General features: G+C 48.1%; 13 protein-coding genes. 2 read left to right on the forward strand and 11 right to left on the reverse strand.

Annotated elements, in window-relative coordinates; genetic code table 11:
* Positions 1-86 precede the first annotated feature (86 nt).
* Positions 87-2,156, reverse strand: coding sequence for a T9SS type A sorting domain-containing protein (locus F0P94_RS16175; RefSeq protein ID WP_191907072.1), 2,070 nt, complete (start codon positions 2,154-2,156; stop codon positions 87-89).
* Positions 2,157-2,817: 661 nt separating this feature from the next.
* Between F0P94_RS16175 and F0P94_RS16180 the strand changes: the two genes are divergently transcribed.
* On the forward strand, positions 2,818-3,504 hold the full coding sequence (locus F0P94_RS16180) for an HAD family hydrolase (protein WP_150904957.1): 687 nt from the start codon (positions 2,818-2,820) through the stop codon (positions 3,502-3,504).
* A gap of 17 nt (positions 3,505-3,521) precedes the next feature.
* Entirely contained in the window at positions 3,522-4,001 is a 480-nt protein-coding gene (locus F0P94_RS16185; protein WP_150904958.1) for a DUF2231 domain-containing protein, read from the forward strand.
* 356 nt (positions 4,002-4,357) lie between these two features.
* Here F0P94_RS16185 and F0P94_RS16190 read toward each other — a convergent pair whose 3' ends face one another.
* The 10 genes from F0P94_RS16190 to cyoE form a co-directional block, all read right to left on the reverse strand.
* Positions 4,358-4,873: a DUF6265 family protein gene (locus F0P94_RS16190; protein ID WP_150904959.1), complete on the reverse strand. Its 516-nt coding sequence runs from the start codon at positions 4,871-4,873 to the stop codon at positions 4,358-4,360.
* A 13-nt stretch (positions 4,874-4,886) separates the two neighbouring features.
* Positions 4,887-8,333, reverse strand: a complete 3,447-nt coding sequence (locus F0P94_RS16195; RefSeq protein ID WP_150904960.1) for a hypothetical protein — start codon at positions 8,331-8,333, stop codon at positions 4,887-4,889.
* A gap of 2 nt (positions 8,334-8,335) precedes the next feature.
* Entirely contained in the window at positions 8,336-12,025 is a 3,690-nt protein-coding gene (locus F0P94_RS16200; protein ID WP_150904961.1) for a sensor histidine kinase, read from the reverse strand.
* A 199-nt stretch (positions 12,026-12,224) separates the two neighbouring features.
* Entirely contained in the window at positions 12,225-12,488 is a 264-nt protein-coding gene (locus F0P94_RS16205; protein WP_150904962.1) for a hypothetical protein, read from the reverse strand.
* 30 nt (positions 12,489-12,518) lie between these two features.
* Positions 12,519-13,055, reverse strand: a complete 537-nt coding sequence (locus tag F0P94_RS16210) for a DUF420 domain-containing protein (RefSeq protein WP_225307249.1) — start codon at positions 13,053-13,055, stop codon at positions 12,519-12,521.
* Complete coding sequence (locus tag F0P94_RS16215; protein ID WP_150904964.1) at positions 13,045-13,716, reverse strand: SCO family protein; 672 nt, start codon at positions 13,714-13,716, stop codon at positions 13,045-13,047. The genes F0P94_RS16210 and F0P94_RS16215 overlap by 11 nt, the downstream gene beginning before the upstream one ends.
* Positions 13,717-13,718: 2 nt before the next feature.
* Positions 13,719-14,063: a cytochrome C oxidase subunit IV family protein gene (locus tag F0P94_RS16220; RefSeq protein WP_150904965.1), complete on the reverse strand. Its 345-nt coding sequence runs from the start codon at positions 14,061-14,063 to the stop codon at positions 13,719-13,721.
* A gap of 92 nt (positions 14,064-14,155) precedes the next feature.
* Positions 14,156-14,899 (reverse strand): cytochrome c oxidase subunit 3, encoded by a 744-nt coding sequence (locus tag F0P94_RS16225; protein WP_150904966.1) that lies wholly within the window; start codon positions 14,897-14,899, stop codon positions 14,156-14,158.
* A 53-nt stretch (positions 14,900-14,952) separates the two neighbouring features.
* Positions 14,953-15,549: a cytochrome c oxidase subunit 3 gene (locus F0P94_RS16230; protein WP_317133064.1), complete on the reverse strand. Its 597-nt coding sequence runs from the start codon at positions 15,547-15,549 to the stop codon at positions 14,953-14,955.
* Positions 15,550-15,554: 5 nt separating this feature from the next.
* Positions 15,555-16,451: a heme o synthase gene (gene cyoE, locus F0P94_RS16235; RefSeq protein ID WP_225307250.1), complete on the reverse strand. Its 897-nt coding sequence runs from the start codon at positions 16,449-16,451 to the stop codon at positions 15,555-15,557.
* Positions 16,452-16,648 lie beyond the last annotated feature (197 nt).

Here is a 16,648-nt window from a genome sequence, read left to right on the forward strand (position 1 = left end):
AATTTTGATTTATGAGATAACTTCTAATAAAAAAAGGAGGGTGAAATTCACACCCTCCTTTTTACTTAACTGACAACTTAGTCTGGTTACTGTTTCAGCAGCCGCGAAGAAAATACGTTCTGTTTGGTTTTAGCGGTTAGCAGGTAAAGGCCGGCCGGATAATCTCCTTTCAGGTTCACCTGAAGATCGTTACTTCCATTTACCACTGGCCGCAATTCACGGTACACCTCCCGCCCGCACATATCCGTCAGGGTCAGCTCTACGGGTTCTTCATCCAAGGCCTTCAGCTGCAGGCTGAATTGCTCTTTAAACGGATTCGGAAACACTTTTACCCCCTCTTCCTGCTTACTGAAACTTACGGCTTTAGGCCCGAAGAAAGAAGCCTTGCCATCCAGATCGGTTTGTTTCAGGCGGTAGTACCAGGTTCCGGTTCTGCCCTGCTGTTTGTCCAGGTATTTATATTTCTGGTTGCTGCTGGAATTTCCGTTCAGGGTATTTACGCTACCGGCTGTTTCAAAATTGCGGCCATCGGCTGAAACCTGTACTTCAAAGCCCTGGTTATTTTTTTCGGTGGCCGTTTCCCAAGTCAGGAGCGCGCCTTGGTCTACTTTTGTGGCATTGAAATACATCATATCTACCGGAAGCGGGCTATCCAGATCGCCAACGGCAAAAGGCGAGAAAGCGACGATTCCCTGCCCAATGGCGGCGTAAGGGTTCAGGCCGGAAGCCGTTCCCGGCAGGCCGATGCGGTTCCAGGTCCCGGCTTGTGCATCGTAATGGCTGATGCTGCAGGTAGCGCGGTTAAAGCCAGCCGTTTCATCGTCAGCGGTCCATTGCAGCCGGAGCTTAACGTTATCGGTATTGTTGGTGGTTTCGTTGGTTACATCCCAGGTCTTGTTCACCACGTGCGCTGCTATCAGGTTCCCGTAGCGGTCTTTCACCCCATCGGTTACATGCACCGAAAAGCTGTTGGCAGGCCCCTGGTTGGTAATATAAGCCGGCGTGTAGGACGACGAAGTAGCACCTACCGGGAACAATACCTCTCCCGATCTGCCGCCGGTGCCGACATTGCGGATCAGGAGCTTACCGGTGCCACCGGTAACCACATAGGCAGCAGAAGTTGGCCCCGTAATGATGGCTGATGGCCCTACCGTAAACACATGGTTGCTTGCGTTCAGCTTTACGTTATTAAATTCCAGCGCGGTAATAACGGAGGCGTCGCCTTCCAGGGTTTTAATTACACCGGTGCCGGTTTTTGAAATTGCAAGCTTGCCGTAAGTAAGGGCAGCCACGCGCTGATTGGCGCCCTTGTACATGACCTTGCTAATTGGTCCTAAAATAATGTTGGCAAACCCAGTCGGGAAGGTACTGGTTCCTCCAAGCCCTAAGGCCGCATCATCCAGCACCTGAATTACGCCGCCACCGGTGCCGGCAATTGCAAACCCGCCATTCTCCAGGGTTCCGGCGGTTACTTTTAAATTACCAGTTAATTTTCCCTGAGTAACGGCGCCATCCAGGGTAACCGTAGTCGGGTTTTCGATGGTAACGTGGGCATAGCTCAACGTGCTCGGCATGGTTTGCGGGGCAAGCCCGTCGAAGATCACAGTGCTGGAAGTACCGGGGTTCAGCGTACCATTGGCGCCTAAAATTCCGCCAACCCGCAAAATGCCCGTTCCGGAAATATCGATCATGGCATTCGTTCCGCCTACGAAAGTGATATTATTTCGGATCTTGACTAACCCATTCGACAACATGAGTTTTCCAATGCGTAATCCGTTGCTCCCGGTAAGAGTAAGGTTTGCGGCTTCCAAGGTTCCGCTCCCTACCTCAATTGTTTTAGAATCGCCATCCTGAGTAGGGGAAGTTATCACTACATTCCCGCTTACTACAAGCTTGTTCGATCCCGAAAAGATCAGGGTTGAACTTCCACTGGCCGATTTAAGCGTAAGGGAAGCACACTGTGCCAAAGGAACATTCAGCACCAGCACATCTTTGCCGCTAATGCTTACATCGTCCAGCGGGCCGGGAATCCCCCCATTGCCGTTATTGGTCCAGGTTCTGGGGTCGTTCCAGTTGCCGGACCTGAAAGTAGAAAAAGAAGCAGCTTCAGCACTTGGCCGCACCAGTAAAAAACATAAATTTACTAAGAACAACAAGGCCACTGGTTTAAAACAAAATCTTTCAGCAATTTCATTTTTCCATTTTTTTTCAGAAAAGAGTACCGTTTTATTCATGGAAGTTATTGGTTAAAAATTAAACAGGGTAATAAATAAACGCATCATTATCCAGCCGGAATCATTAAATACCAGCACCTGCAGAGGGTATTTCAAAATCTTGGATTATTCTATTTTTATATTATTTTAATTATTATTTGTATTTTACATGTATTTTAAAATAAGGTTGCATTTTTGCACTTTTTCAACACACACAAAACATAAAAGCAACAAAAACCACAGTCAGCTATTGGCTTATTATTAGTTATCGAATCAAAACTGAAGGAGAATAAAACTGGAATGGACAGGAAATAAATGAATGCCGGGAGGCACTTCTACGATCAGTATATACAGTAAGGAAAGTATCCGGCTTAAAGCTGAGCGAAAAGAAATTGAATGAAGTTATAAGGCGCCGTATTGGTGCCGGAATCGAATGCAGGAGAAAGCTTTAAGCTGCAGCAGAAAAATTTTACTTAAACTTAAAGAAGAGCAGGCTATTGTTTCGGGAACTGTAGCAGCTTTTGCTTAACTTAGCAGTTCCCGGACAAATAATAATCCGGGAAATATTCCGGAGGGCTTACCGGTTAGTTAAACTTAATTACCCATGCAGCAACTGCTGATTTTTGATATGGACGGGGTGTTGCTCGACAGCGAACCCTTGTACCGGAACATGAACCAGGTTCTCTTCCGGGAACTGGGAGCGGAAATTACGGAGGAAGAATACGAGGCTTTTATCGGTATTTCAGCTACCAAAATGTGGCAATACATTAAAGAGAAATGCGGCCTGCCGCAAACGGTAGAAGAACTGAAAGCCCTCGAAAAAGAACGGAAGCACCAGACCCTTCTGCAAACAAACCTTGCGCCCACGGCCGGCATTGTGGCTTTCCTGGATCATCTGAAACAAACCGGCCACACCCTAGCGCTTGCCTCTTCCAGCCTGCAAAAGAATATCGGCCTGATCCTGAGTAAACTGGATATTGCGCACTACTTCGACCTGATTGTAAGCGGCGAACAGGTAGCGAACGGTAAACCGGAACCCGATATTTTCCTGAAAGCAGCCGCGCATTATAACCAGCCTCCGGCCAACTGCATTGTAATCGAAGACAGCAGAAACGGCGTGCAGGCAGCTAAGGCAGCCGGCATGTTTTGCATTGGCTATTACAACCCGAACTCCGGAAACCAGGACCTTTCCCAGGCCGACCTGATCATCGATAATTTTGCGGACGAAAGATTATTACAAATTTTCGGGCTGACCGGAAAGAAAATACCAGAACCAACCTGCAACCGTTAACCTGAAAACCAACACCTATGAACGAAACATATTTACACCTTGTCCTTACGCACATTCCCATTGTAGGCAGCCTCATTGCTTTCCTGTTGCTGTTTTCCGGGTGGCTGCAAAAAAGCAAAGACCTTACTTCGGCTGCTTTGGTGTTGCTGGTAGCCATTGCCCTGATTACAGTGGCAGTACAATATACCGGCGAAGAAGCTGAAAAATTCACCAAACGCTTGCCCGGTTTTTCCCAGGAAGCCATTCATGCCCACGAAGAAGCCGGGGAACTGGCTTTCTGGCTCATGGAATTTGTAGGGATCGGCGCCGCGGTGGCCTTGTATCTGCTCCGCAAGATCGGGCAACGGGCGCGGATGCTGGTGCTCCTGGTTTTGCTGGGAAACCTGGCCGCGTGCGGGGTATTTTTATATGCAGGTAAATTGGGAGGCGAGATCCGGCACACGGAAGTTCACGTGAAACAATCGAACCTGCCTACTGTGGAAACTATTTCCGAATAGAAGCTACAACTGATTATTGCATATCCCCCTTTGGAGCAGGGTTGATTCATTTTCAAAAATACTGGTCTAAGTTTAAAACTTTGACCTATAAATAATCTGAAGTTTGTAACTTCAGTGAGGCGACAGCCTCAAAATGAGCTGTTTCAACAGGGATCAACCGATAGCTAACACCCTCTAACTCCCCTCAAGGGGAGAATCCGCCAAAAGGAATCGGCTCTACTCTCCAAAGGGGGAATTTATCAAATAGGCTTGCTTAAACAGTTGTTCCAGAAGAGTATAAGATATGATACGGCATCCGCTTGTGCTTGCTAAATATCCCTGATCTATTAACAGGAAGGCATAAGGATAACCTGATCTTAGTTTACCCGCTGCATTTTAAATTCTTCGGATCTTAATTTCCCTTTTATCTCACCTTCTATTCGGGCTGTTAATTGATTGCTGCCGGTTTGGTGGTAGATGATGCGTTGCGGGAAATCGTGGGTTTTATTTTCAAAAACGAAGGTCTGGTCTTTCCCGGAGATCAGTTTGAACCGCACCGGTTTTCCGTCGTTCTGGTCTGCAATTACGGGCACGTAATAAACTTCGCCTTCCTGTATTTCCAGGGAAATGACTTCGGAGAAAATAGTATCGTGCTGGTCCACCAGATAGCTTTTTCCGGTCATTTGGCTAGCGTTTTTTACCTGCCAGGTTTCTGTTAAAAGACCGGCTTCCGATTGCTGCTGCCACGTTCCGGTCAGCCAGTGCAACTGCTTCAGTTGCGCTTCAGCCTTCTTTGCGCCGGTATTACAACTTAGCAGAAGCGGCAGAAACAGGAGCACCCAGAAGTAAAATCCAAAGGTTCTAAATCCAAAAGGCAGGCGGTTTTTCAGCATAATTTCATAGCGTTTAGAACAGTACCGAAACCTGTGCCCGGCCGGTGTGAATGGCACGGATGGCGTCGGGTTTGCGGCCATCGTAGATCAGGGAAATGTTCAGGCCGTTGCTTAAGCGCTGCTGCACCGAAACATTCCATGTGGCATTATTTCCCGGCCGCAAGGTATTTAAAATTTCGTAACCTACTGCCGAGTTTTCATCGCCGGTAAACCCGATGCGGATGTACTTGATGGCTGCCGTAACGGTGCGTTTGCTTACCTGGCTCAGGCGCGTATCCAAGCCCAGTTCATGAAAAACGGCTTCTTCCTGCGGCTGTTCTTCTTCGCCCGGCAAAGCTTCCGGCTTAATCATATTCTGCTTTTTCGAGTAAGAATAATTTACGGTAAAACGGAGGTTCGTATTGGGCTGATAAGCAACTTCCGGCGTAGCCGTGTAGCCTTCTATCCGGAAATTCCTGGAGGTTAAATAACTGGAGCTGCTTTCGCGAACGCCGCGCTCCAGGTTCAGTTTCGAAGCAAAAAGCTCGTTTAAATTATAGCGCGATATTACGGTTTGCGTGTTCTGGTTGCGGGTATCGGTACCGTTGCTAAGCAATACCTTCTGCTGGGCCTGCTGCATGGTGCCTTCCATCCCGAACTTCGGATTGCTGCGGTTGTAGTAAAGCGTGTTCCGGAGCGATTTGGAAAGCGAGATCAGGAACAGGTCTTCAATATCCTGGCTGAAGGGATTCAGGCGGTTCATCAGGTCTTTGTCGGTGGTCTTTTTATCGATGCTGATATAAGTAAGCGAATTGAAGCGGGAAGCAAAATCGCGCCAGCCCTTCTGCCCTTCCCAGTTCCGGGGCATGGAGCCGCTCAGACGGTAAGTAAACGTATTGGTAAAAGCAGTAATATATTCGTCGGAAGGCAGGAACACTTTGATGTGCGTGCGCTTGTCGATGGCCGGCGTCTGCGCTTCGAAATAATCGTTCAGGTTTTTCGGGTTCCCGCCTTCGCGGAGGTAGTGCGTACCCTGGCCGTGCACGGTTTCCACGAAAATATATTCCCGCTTCTGTTCCCGCCCGGTAGCCACCGTATAACTCACTTCCGAGCGCAAATGCCGGTCCAGGAAATCGCCGTTCCAGTCGGTTCTGGCCAGAATGGTGTTTTCGTGAATGGTATCGTTGGAAGTGATCTCGCGGTAGGTAAGCAGCAAGTTCAGGTCGTTGTTCTGCCCGATTCGCGTATTGAGAGAAGCGTTGTAAGTGTTGGAAAGGTCGCGCGGAAGCAGCTCGCCTTCCCGCGGCTGGTAATCGTCGCGGCGGGTGTAATCGAGGCGGTAGCGCACATTGGCGCTATCGGAATTCTGCACAAAAAATACGTGCTCGTCGTAAAAGTTGGCCGAACCGATTACCGAATCCGGCCGCGTAGGTAGGGTAAGTTTGTTTTTGTCGAAGCGGTACACGTAGCCCGGCACGATTTTGCCCCAGTTATATTTGGCTCCCAGATCGCCCCGCACCCAATCGGACTGGGCATTGGCAACGGTATTGTTCAGCAGGAAAAAAGTACCTTTCAGCTCCAGTTTCCCGAACTCCTGCGCCGCATCGAGCCAATGCTGCAGGCCGTTTACTTCTCCCTGGCGGTAGCGCTTGCTGATGCGGTAGTTGACTAAATTCTTTTCGTTCCGGAACAAACCGGCCGAAAAATTCAGAATGTTGTCGTTCACTTTCTTTGCGTTTGCCGGCAAGCTCCAGTCGCGTTCAAACTCGATGTCGCGGTAACGGTCTATGGGCTCAAAGGTATCGTCGGTGTATTCGTAATTCAGCGTGCTCCGCAATTTGTAGTTCCGGATCCCGGCCAGTTCTTTATCGAGCACTTCGTAACCTACTTTCATGGCGCGCCCTTTATCATCTTCGGCATCTACCCTGGAAAAGCGGTTCAGGTCGAATTCCGATAAAGCGGTTTCGGCGTAAAGGGTGGCTTCCCTGGTTACCTGGTAGCTGGCGCCGGCCGTCATCATCTGCTTTTTAATAGGCAAGGGCAACTGGCGCACCGGCAAATACCGCCCCTGCCCTGTTCCCACAAATTCATACACCCGCCCGTTTATGGAAGTCGCTTTCTGCACGTAATCGCCGTTGCCCTGCCCCACATCCGAAAACCGTACCGTAAAAAATGCTTCGTTCGGGTTCTGCGATTCCTTGAAGTACACGATCTGCATGCCGTTAATAACTGTATCGCGCTTGTCGTATAAAATCTGCTTCGGATCAAACGCTACGGAATCGGCCCCGGAAATCACTGCTTTGGAAACGTCATCCCCGATCTGGGCCAGCAGTTTTTTCTGGTCGTTTTTCAGGTCGATCTGGTTCGGGTTATTCGGGTTATCGGCTTCGTTGTAGTAATTCACCTGAAGCTTGAGTTTGTTCAGGGTCTGGTAATGGCTTAAATGCGTAACGCTCCGGCTGTAATTCTGGTCCGAATATTCGAAATCGATGCGGATGCGGGTGTTTCGCGTGATCAGGTTTTTGGGCATGAACGTTACTTCCGCCTGGTTGTAATCGATGGTATAATCGTAATCGAAACCACGCTGCAGCAACCTGCCGTCTAGGTACACCCGCTCCGAATTGGCCAGTACAATAATGAATTTATCGCCGTTTACGCCATTGAGCCGGTAAGGTCCCTGCACGCTTTCGATGGGCGTAATGTTCTGGGAAGCAAATTTCCCTTTGGCCACGGCGGCAGCAACCGAAGTGGCCGAGCCGCGATTTTCCTTCGGCTCCGAAAAGACTTCCAGCGCCCCGCCCTGCACATTTTTATAGAACCGGAGGAAATTGGAAGGCTTGTTCCGGAGTACTACGTCGCCGCCCGTCAGCGTCCAGCGCCGGTGTTGCAGCGTAATAAAAACCCGGTCGAATTCCTGTAACTGCTGCGTATTGCCTTCCGGCTGAAACGGAATATTCTGATCGGTTACCGAAGCAATAATATTAATGTCTTCCGAAAGTTTTCCTTCCAGTTGCAGGTTCAAAGCCGAATTCACGAATACGTTCTGGGTATTGCCGAAGGAAAGCCCGCGGGTGTAGCTGCCGCTTTTGTTCAGACCCGGTGTGCGGAACAATTCTTCCCGTACCGAAAAATCCTCGAAAGCATAGGCCCGCTCAAACGAAATCGAATCCATGCGGAGCAGGTCGCGCTTGTAGTAAGGTTTTCCCAGGTTTAAAGGCAGCACGCGGTAGCAAACCAGAATAGAATCCGGCCAGAGCACATTTACAAAGGAAAACTCGTTGGTGGTGGGGTTGTAATTGTATTTGAGTTCCTCCTGGGCATTGTTGAAGAACTGCACCGATCCGGGTAAAAGGGTAAGCGAATCGAGCTTAAAACGCTGTTCGGTTACCTTCACCCATTTGCAGCGCTTGCTGGAGATCTGGGCAAACGCGAACTGGCTTAGCAGGATAAGAAAAAAAAACAGGCCAAGCCGCTTCTGCATAGTTACGCCAGAGGTAATTCGATGTAAAATGTAGTGCCTTCGTTTTCCACGGTTTCGAACCAGATCCGGCCGCCGGCGCTTTCAATGCCTTTTTTCGCCACCGCCAAACCAATACCCGAACCGGTGTATTTGGTACTGAAGTTCGGAATAAACACTTTCTCGCGCACTTCTTCCGGAATTCCCGTACCGTTATCCTGAATGCTGATCAGCGCTTTATTATCCGCAAGCTTCCGTAGGCCTACCTGAATAAACGGTTCACGCCCTGTTGGTATTGCCTGCAACGCATTCAGAAATAAATTATTAAACGTGCGGGTCATCAGGTTTTCGTCGGCCATTACTTCCAGCGGCTCTTCCGGCATGGTTACTTCGAAACGGGCCGTAGCGGGGTCAAAGTTCAAATCTACGCTCCGCTTCAGTACGGTTCCCAGATCAATGCGTTCCGACTTCAGATCCGGCATCGCCGTAAAGGAAGAAAACGAAGTGGCAATGTCGCTCAGGATGTCGATGTTCGTAATAAGCGTCTGGGAAATCTTGCTGATGAGGGCTTCCACGTTGTCGCGTTTTTCGGCAATGGCTTTCTGCAAATACTGAAGCGAAAGCTTCATCGGGGTAAGCGGGTTCTTGATCTCGTGGGCTACCTGCCGGGCCATTTCGCGCCAGGCCGCTTCCTTTTCCTTCAGTGCCAGTTCGTTCCGGCTTTCTTCCAGTTTCGAGATCATCTGGTTATATTCCTTCACCAACAGGCCAATTTCATCGTTCGAAGTATAGGTGATCCGCTCGTTCTGCCCGGTAAGCGTGGTCTGTTTCAGTTTCTCCGTGATCAGGTTCAGCGGCACGGTAAGCACGCGCGCGGCCAGGTACGTAAGCACCATAAACCCGATGAACATGATGGTAAAAATGTTCAGAATGGTAGTGGTAAGCTCGATGAGTTTCAGGTTCAGTTCTTTTTCCGAATCGAAGAACGGCAGCCCGATAAAGCCCAGCAAATCCCGATTCCCTTCGGCGTACAAAGGCAGATACAAGGAACTGAAATTCAGCAAACCGGCTTTTTCGCCCAAGAGGACATTCTTTTTCTTGTTCTCTACAATGGCCGCATACGCCTGCGGATTAATAAGTTTGGAAAGCAGGCCGGCCTCAAAAATAAGCGGCTGGCTCGAAGCCTGCAGTTTGCCGGTGGCATCGTAGAAATTAATATCCGCCTCGGAAAGGTTGGAGAAATCCGTCAGTACTTTTTCCAGCCTGGTTTTACTGGCCAGCAGGGTACCGTTTTTCAAGGCTGCCGCCAGGTTATCCTGGATCAGCTGCCCCCGTTTTTCATACGTATCCGTCAGGTCGCTTTTATAAGAAGCCGTTACCAGACTGCCGATGGAAACGCTTATCAGCAGCAAAGGCAGCATAATACCCAGCGTGAGAAAGATCTGGATCTTGGTGCTGAAATTGGTACGGAAACGGGTTAAAAACTCGCCGCGTGCCAGGGAATAACTACCCATTCCCGCCAGAAAAACGAGCAAATGCAGCAAAAACAGAAACGAAAAATTCGACCAGATATCGCGTAATAAATACCGGGTAGTGGATATCACCAGCGTAGTATCTTCGGAAAGTTTTATGGCCAGGTGGTCGCGGTTTTTGCCGGTGCGGCCGCTGGTAAAGATCCTTTCCGATTCCAGCCATTGCGGATCGAAGCGGAAGCCGTAATCGTAATCGCCTTCGCTCGAAACCAGTTCCCCGTTCCGGTAAATGGCGTAACTTAACGATTTTGACTGCAACGGCTGCACGTATTTTTCGTCTACCAGTAATTCCGGGATCACGCTGCGCGGCGTGAGTTTTTTGGGAGAAAGCTCCAGCACAATGGTAGCTTTCCCGTGCGCGGAAACCGGCACCGGAATGATCTTCAGGTATTTCTGGGTGCTTAAAGGGTCTTTCGATCTCAGCAGGAACAGATCCGGATAAGCTGTTTTAAGGCTCTGGGTACGGACCATGCGCTGCAAAACTGCCAGGCTGTGCATGGAATCAGGTTGGTTTTGCTGGTGGCCCGTTACGTCGAAAACTCTTACATCCGTTTCGTATTTTTCAAAATCGCCCCGCAAGTAATACCGCCGGATCTTCTGTTCGATAAAATCGATATCAGGTACCGCGCCTTTCAGCTTCTTCCGGAACAGCGGATCGGCCGCAATAGCCTTCGATGCATTTTCCAGCAGGTACTCCGTCATTACATCGGTTTCCTGGCCTAACGATTTAGCAAACTGGCGCTTATGTATCTGCAGCTGGTTATGGTAATTCTGATAAAGCGCCATGCTGCCGGTCCAGGAACTAAGGGCAATAAAAATAACGATGTAGAAATAATTGCGGTGCGGCAAACCCGCCGTAACTTCCCACGATTGCCACACCAGCACAAGGGCCGTAAGCGCAAAAGCCGCGAAAACCAGAAATGCTACTTCGTGCTCCAGAAAGTTTACAAAAATAAAAATCAGCCCAAGCGAAATTAAAATAGCAAGGCTTTGCCGGAACAGGAACTCCGGCAAGGCAAAGAACAGCAGCAACAGTACATAGGTGAAAGCCATAAAAGCTCCCGTATGGACCAGCACGGCCGTTAACAGCGCTATTTTATATTTATCGAATTGCAGGCTTTGGGTAATATCCAGCACCAGCGAGGAATTGGTATAAACGCTGGAATAAAAATGGTACAGCAGATAAAGCAAAAAGTAGAAAACCGCCAGCAAACCCAGCTTCAGCCCTACCGATACTTTGGGATCGAAGTTGAATTGCCCCAGGGCAGCCACTTTTTTCCGGCATAACCATACCATCTCCAGCCCGATAACCAGCAGCAGCACCGCATTTATCAAAAGATCGCCGAGCGAAGGAGACCAGAAGGAAGCCGCATATTGCCGCGGATCGAACAAGCCTACCCGCAAAAGCGAAGAAGGCAGGTTCAGGTAAAGCAGCAGGAACCGGATGGCTACCAGCCCGAAAAGGAAAACAAGTACGCCCCTTGTCCGGAAACCACCTTGAAAAAGGCCGAGCCTGATCTGGTAAATCCAGGCAATAAAAAACAAGACCGCCAGGCCAACAAAAGCAACCGCCAGCAAATTATAATCCGATCCGGCCAGGCTTTCTTTATCGAACCGAATAGAAAAGAGGTAATTTCCCCGCTCAGAATAAACTTCCGGAAGTCCGGCGCTCAGGTCGGCTACCAGGGTTCCTTTAATATTGCTGAAAACCGCCGGGTTAAGCCCCGATACCAGGTACCGGTTCCGGATACCGTAGTTAACTTCCAGCGGCACGCAAACCAGCACCAGAAAATCGGGCTCTACGGCGTGCTTTACCACCAGGTACTTTCCGGATTTATTTTCAACCACCTGTTCTGATTTCAAATCGTGGATGCTCTCGAAGTCGGAAAGTGTGGTATTATCGGACCAGAAAATAAGTTCGTCGTTCTCGAAAATGAAAGCCGGAAACTGGTTTACCTGCAACAAGCTCTGAAAATCGTGGTTGCCGGCAAGCAGTTCGCCTTCCAGGTGCAGGCCCTGCCGGTTAGCCTGTCCCAGAACAGTATCGATCCGGGTTTCTAAGGTGGCAATGCTTTTGGCCTGGTCGGTAGCTTGTTCACCGGAACGGCGGCTGAAAATCCAGCCCAGCACCAGGCAGAAAAGGGCAACTAAAAGAAATAAAAAAGGGCGGTGCCGGAATTTCAAAGTGAAAAGTAGTTTTTTCTCAAATTAAACACAAAAACCATGCAAAACCAGCTGCCAATGAGATTTAATTAAGGTACTCATCAACAGCATAGTTGCTAAATGGTCCCGCATCCTTAAGTACCAGGCAAAAGGAACGGGCTAAAAAAAAGGTCTGCCCGTAAATAACAGGCAGACCTTAAGTATAAACGTGATTAAGCTACTACTGAATACCAGTTTGGTTTTTCCGGAAACCGGTATACCACACAAGGCTAACCACACCAATTAAAGCAAATGGAAAAGCCAGCAGGTAAAGAATTCCGGTATTCAAACCAGAACCAACCATTTTTGCCTCGTCTTTATCTTTATGTTCACCTACCTGGGCACGGCACATTACACAACCCTGCGCGTTGGCATCTACCGTTACAAAGCTGAAGGCGGCAATTAAAAGCAGGCTGCAAAGAATATGCTGAACAATCTTTTTCATAATTAAACAACTTAACAGTCCTTCACGAACTCAATTAAAATTATAATACGGCGAAATCATCAGGTACACCAGTACCCCGCTAACGGCTACATAAAGCCACACCGGAAACGTCCACCGCGAAATACGGGTATGCCTGCGGAACTGGCCGGTAATGGCAAAGTATACGGTTAGCAAAACTAATGGAACAATTACCGCCGCCAGAATAATATGGGTGATCAGGATAAAGAAGTAGAAATACCGGATCAAACCTTCCCCGCCGTAAGAAGTCGATTTCCCGAAGTAATGGTACGTAACGTACGAGATCAGGAAAAGGGCAGAAAGAGTGAAGGCAGAAAGCATGGCACCGCGGTGGGCGACCTGCCGGCCGGTTTTTATAAAGTAGTAACCCAATACCAGGGCAAGGGCCGTACAGGAATTCAGAATGGCGTGCAGGGTCGGTAAAAAGGAAACATCTACCGGAGCAGGATCGCCGCTTTTCGGCATGTAGAATAAATAGGCAACTACAACCGGAATGGCAACGGAAAGAATGGCAATAAGCGCCAGGTAACGGGAATCTTTATTTTTCATTTTGTTTGTAACCATACTGCAAAATCTCGATCTCGGTCAGCAGGCGGTCAACATCTTTCTGGCTGGTTCCATCATAGATCCCGCGCACATGCTTTTCCCGGTCTACCAGGATAAACTTTTCGCTGTGCACAAAATCTACCGTGCCATCGGCGCTTTCCTGCACCGGCAGCAAATACCCATGCTGGGCCAGCTCATAAATTTCTTTTTTAGCTCCGGTCAGAAAGATCCACTGCTTCGGATCGGCATTATACCGATCGGCATATTGCTGCAGTACCTGCACCGAATCGCGCGTGGGATCAACTGAATAAGATACAATTTTAACAGAAGGGTCCTGGCGGAATTTCTCCTGAACCCGGGTCATCTGTGAACTCATTTGCTTACAGATGCCCTGGCAGGAGGTAAAGATGAAATTTGCGACGTAAACAGTATTGTCGAGATCGCGTTGGGTAACTGTTTTCCCTTCCTGGGAAATCAAACTGAAATCAGGCACTTTCCGGAAAACCGTATCGCCATCCTGCATTACTACTTCGTAGGTATCGTCCAGTTCAGGATAGTAATACCGTAAGTTGTAATGGTTGGTGCCGAAGCCTTTCAGAAATAAAAATACCAAGGCAGGCACTATTAAAAGTATCCCCAGTAAAAGTACCTTTTTCGGATTCATTATTATTTAAAGTAATTGAAAATGCTTTCGCCGTAGTAGGTGCCTTCCGTTAACAGGGCAATCAGCAACCAAACCAGCAAGGCCGTTGGAATCATAATAGTCCAGATCAAAGATTTGGTTTCATGCTTTAAGTGCATGAACTCGGCAACAATGAAGAAGGCTTTGAAAATGGTAAGAATAATAAAGATGCTGTTTCTCAGCATGCTCGGCTCCATGGCAAAAGCAAAAGCGAACTCGATAGCCGTTAAAACGCAAAGAATAACAAAGGTACGCCAGATGGCTTTGGTTTGCGCCGGTGGAATTACGCCAGTAGTTGCCTGCGGATCGTGATGTGAATGGGATGCCATAATCGTTATATTCGTTTGGAGTTAATACAGTGCCATCCTTTATCAGAACGGCACTGCTACTTAATTTCTTATAGAACAGATAAAATAATTTCTTAAACCAGGTAGAAGAACGTAAACACGAACACCCAAACCAGGTCTACAAAGTGCCAGTATAAACCAACTTTTTCTACCATTTCGTAGTGGCCGCGGCGCTCATAGGTACCGTTCACTGTGTTTACAAAAATAATAATGAGTAAAATAAGTCCGGAAAATACGTGCGTGCCGTGGAAACCGGTTATAAAGAAGAACAGGTCCGCAAACAAAGGTGGCCCATACTGGTTCTGCACGAGATTAGCGCCAAATATCTTCGTTCCGTCGGCCAGCGTCATACCGCCTTCCGTACCGTGAATAAAGTGGCTCCACTCCCAAGCCTGGCTACCAATAAAGCAGCAACCAAACAAGAGCGTCCACAACAACCACTTCTGCACATCATTCTTATCCATCCGGTGTCCGGCTTCTACGGCTAATACCATGGTAACCGAGCTTAAAATCAGGATCATGGTCATTAAAGCCACGAAAGCCAGCGGCAGGTCCATGCCGTGCAAACCAGGAAAAGCATTGAAAACTTTATCCGGGATCGGCCAGTGATCTAACGAGAAAGTAAATTGATCATGCGGGCCGGTGTAGGCATGGTGGCGGTGACGGATCAGGCCGTACGTGGTCAGGAACGCGGAGAAAGTAAACGTGTCCGATAGCAGGAAAAACCACATCATTAGCTTTCCGTAGCTGGCTTTTAATGGCTCATTGCCGCCATCCCAGGTTCCTGTGCGTGGCTGCTCCAGTGTTGTAGTGTTCATAGTTTGATTTATTCGTATTCGTTTTATTTTATTTCAGTTAGAGCAATTCTTTCTTATTTGTAAGCAATTAAAAACAGGTAAAGGTACAGCCAGAGCGCGGTTAAAAAGTGCCAGTAGGTAGTGCACATTTCAATGCGGAGCAGGCTTTTGGCATGCACTTTAAATTTAAAAGCTAAAAGTAACACAATTATTAGAAATACTAAACCCGTAATCAGGTGGAAACCGTGCACGCCGGTAAGTACATACATAAAAGAACCGGAAGGGTTGGCTGTTGCGCCCCCGAAAAAGATCTTATTCTGTACCAATTCTGACCAAACACCCCACTGCCCGAGCAAAAAGGCTATTCCCAGCGCAAATGTAATAAACAATGCCGCTTTTAATGCTTTAAGGTTATCTTTTTTCGCGGCAATATAAGCCCACTGCATGGTTACACTGCTCAGCACAATAAAAATAGTATTGTAAAGCAAGCCTTGCGGATAATCGAACTGCTGCCAGTTCCCTTCCGACTGTCGTACAATGTAAGCGCTGGTAAAAGCACCGAACATCATACAAATACTGACAATAAAAAGCCAGGTGGTAAATTTAAGGGGGTCCACGCCAATTTGTTTCGGCGCGTTATTAAAATCTTTATTTAAAGCGGGTGACATCATAATATTTAAACTTTATCTAGAACCAAAGCGATCTGTACAATAGGCAGGTATAGGAACGATCCGAACATGATGCTCATAGCGGCCTTTTTGGTACAGGTTTGCATTAAATACAAGGTTTGCATTAGGAACAGCACCCCGCAAACCACGGCAATAATAGCCGAAGTAGTACCAGTCATGCCCAATTGCAGAGGCAACATCCCCATCGGAATGAGTAAAAGGGTATAGGTCATGATCTGAAAAGCCGTTTTCAGATCCTTTCCTCCGGCGGTAGGCAACATTTTAAAACCGGCTTTCTTGTAATCATCGTCCAGCACCCAGGCAATGGCCCAGAAGTGCGGGAACTGCCAGAAAAACTGAATACCGAAAAGCACCCAGGCCTCCGGGGTAAGAGCTCCGGTGGCGGCCACCCAACCGATTAGCGGCGGCATGGCTCCAGGTATGGCTCCTACAAAAACACAGATCGGGGAAATTCGTTTTAACGGGGTATATACAAAACCATAAAGGATCAGAGAGATTAGCGCCAGTACGGCGCAAAGCGTATTAAAGAAGACAGCCAGCAGCGTAATTCCGGCTATCCCGGTAATCACTGCAAATACTGCTGCTTCGTTTACGGAAAGCACTCCGGTTGGCAAAGGACGTTTAGCCGTGCGCTTCATCAGCTTGTCCAGGTCTTTTTCAATGATCTGGTTTATGGTATTCGCCGAACCGGTAACCAGCATTCCGCCAGCCATCACCAATAAAGCTTCTACCCAACCGGAAGTAAAATTCCCCAGCATGAAACCAACCGCACTGGAAAAAGCAACGGTAAGCGATAAACGAAACTTCAATAGCTGAAAATAAGCAAATATTTTCTGCATCCCTCCTACTTCCTGATAATCCTTCTCAATTCTCTGCGTCAACATATCTGTATTAAGCCGTTACTAAAATTTTGGCAGCTTTGTGTTTGCCCGCGTAAAAATACATCATAAAAATGTAAAACTGAACTCTAAAGAGCAAAGTACCAGGTAATAAATGCAGTGGCTATAAAATGGAGCCAAAGCTACCCGGACAATTACCGCTCTAATCTTACTTTCAGGAAGGAAACCAGACGGATTAAAAA

Source organism: Adhaeribacter soli (assembly GCF_008727925.1).
Lineage (GTDB): Bacteria > Bacteroidota > Bacteroidia > Cytophagales > Hymenobacteraceae > Adhaeribacter_A > Adhaeribacter_A soli.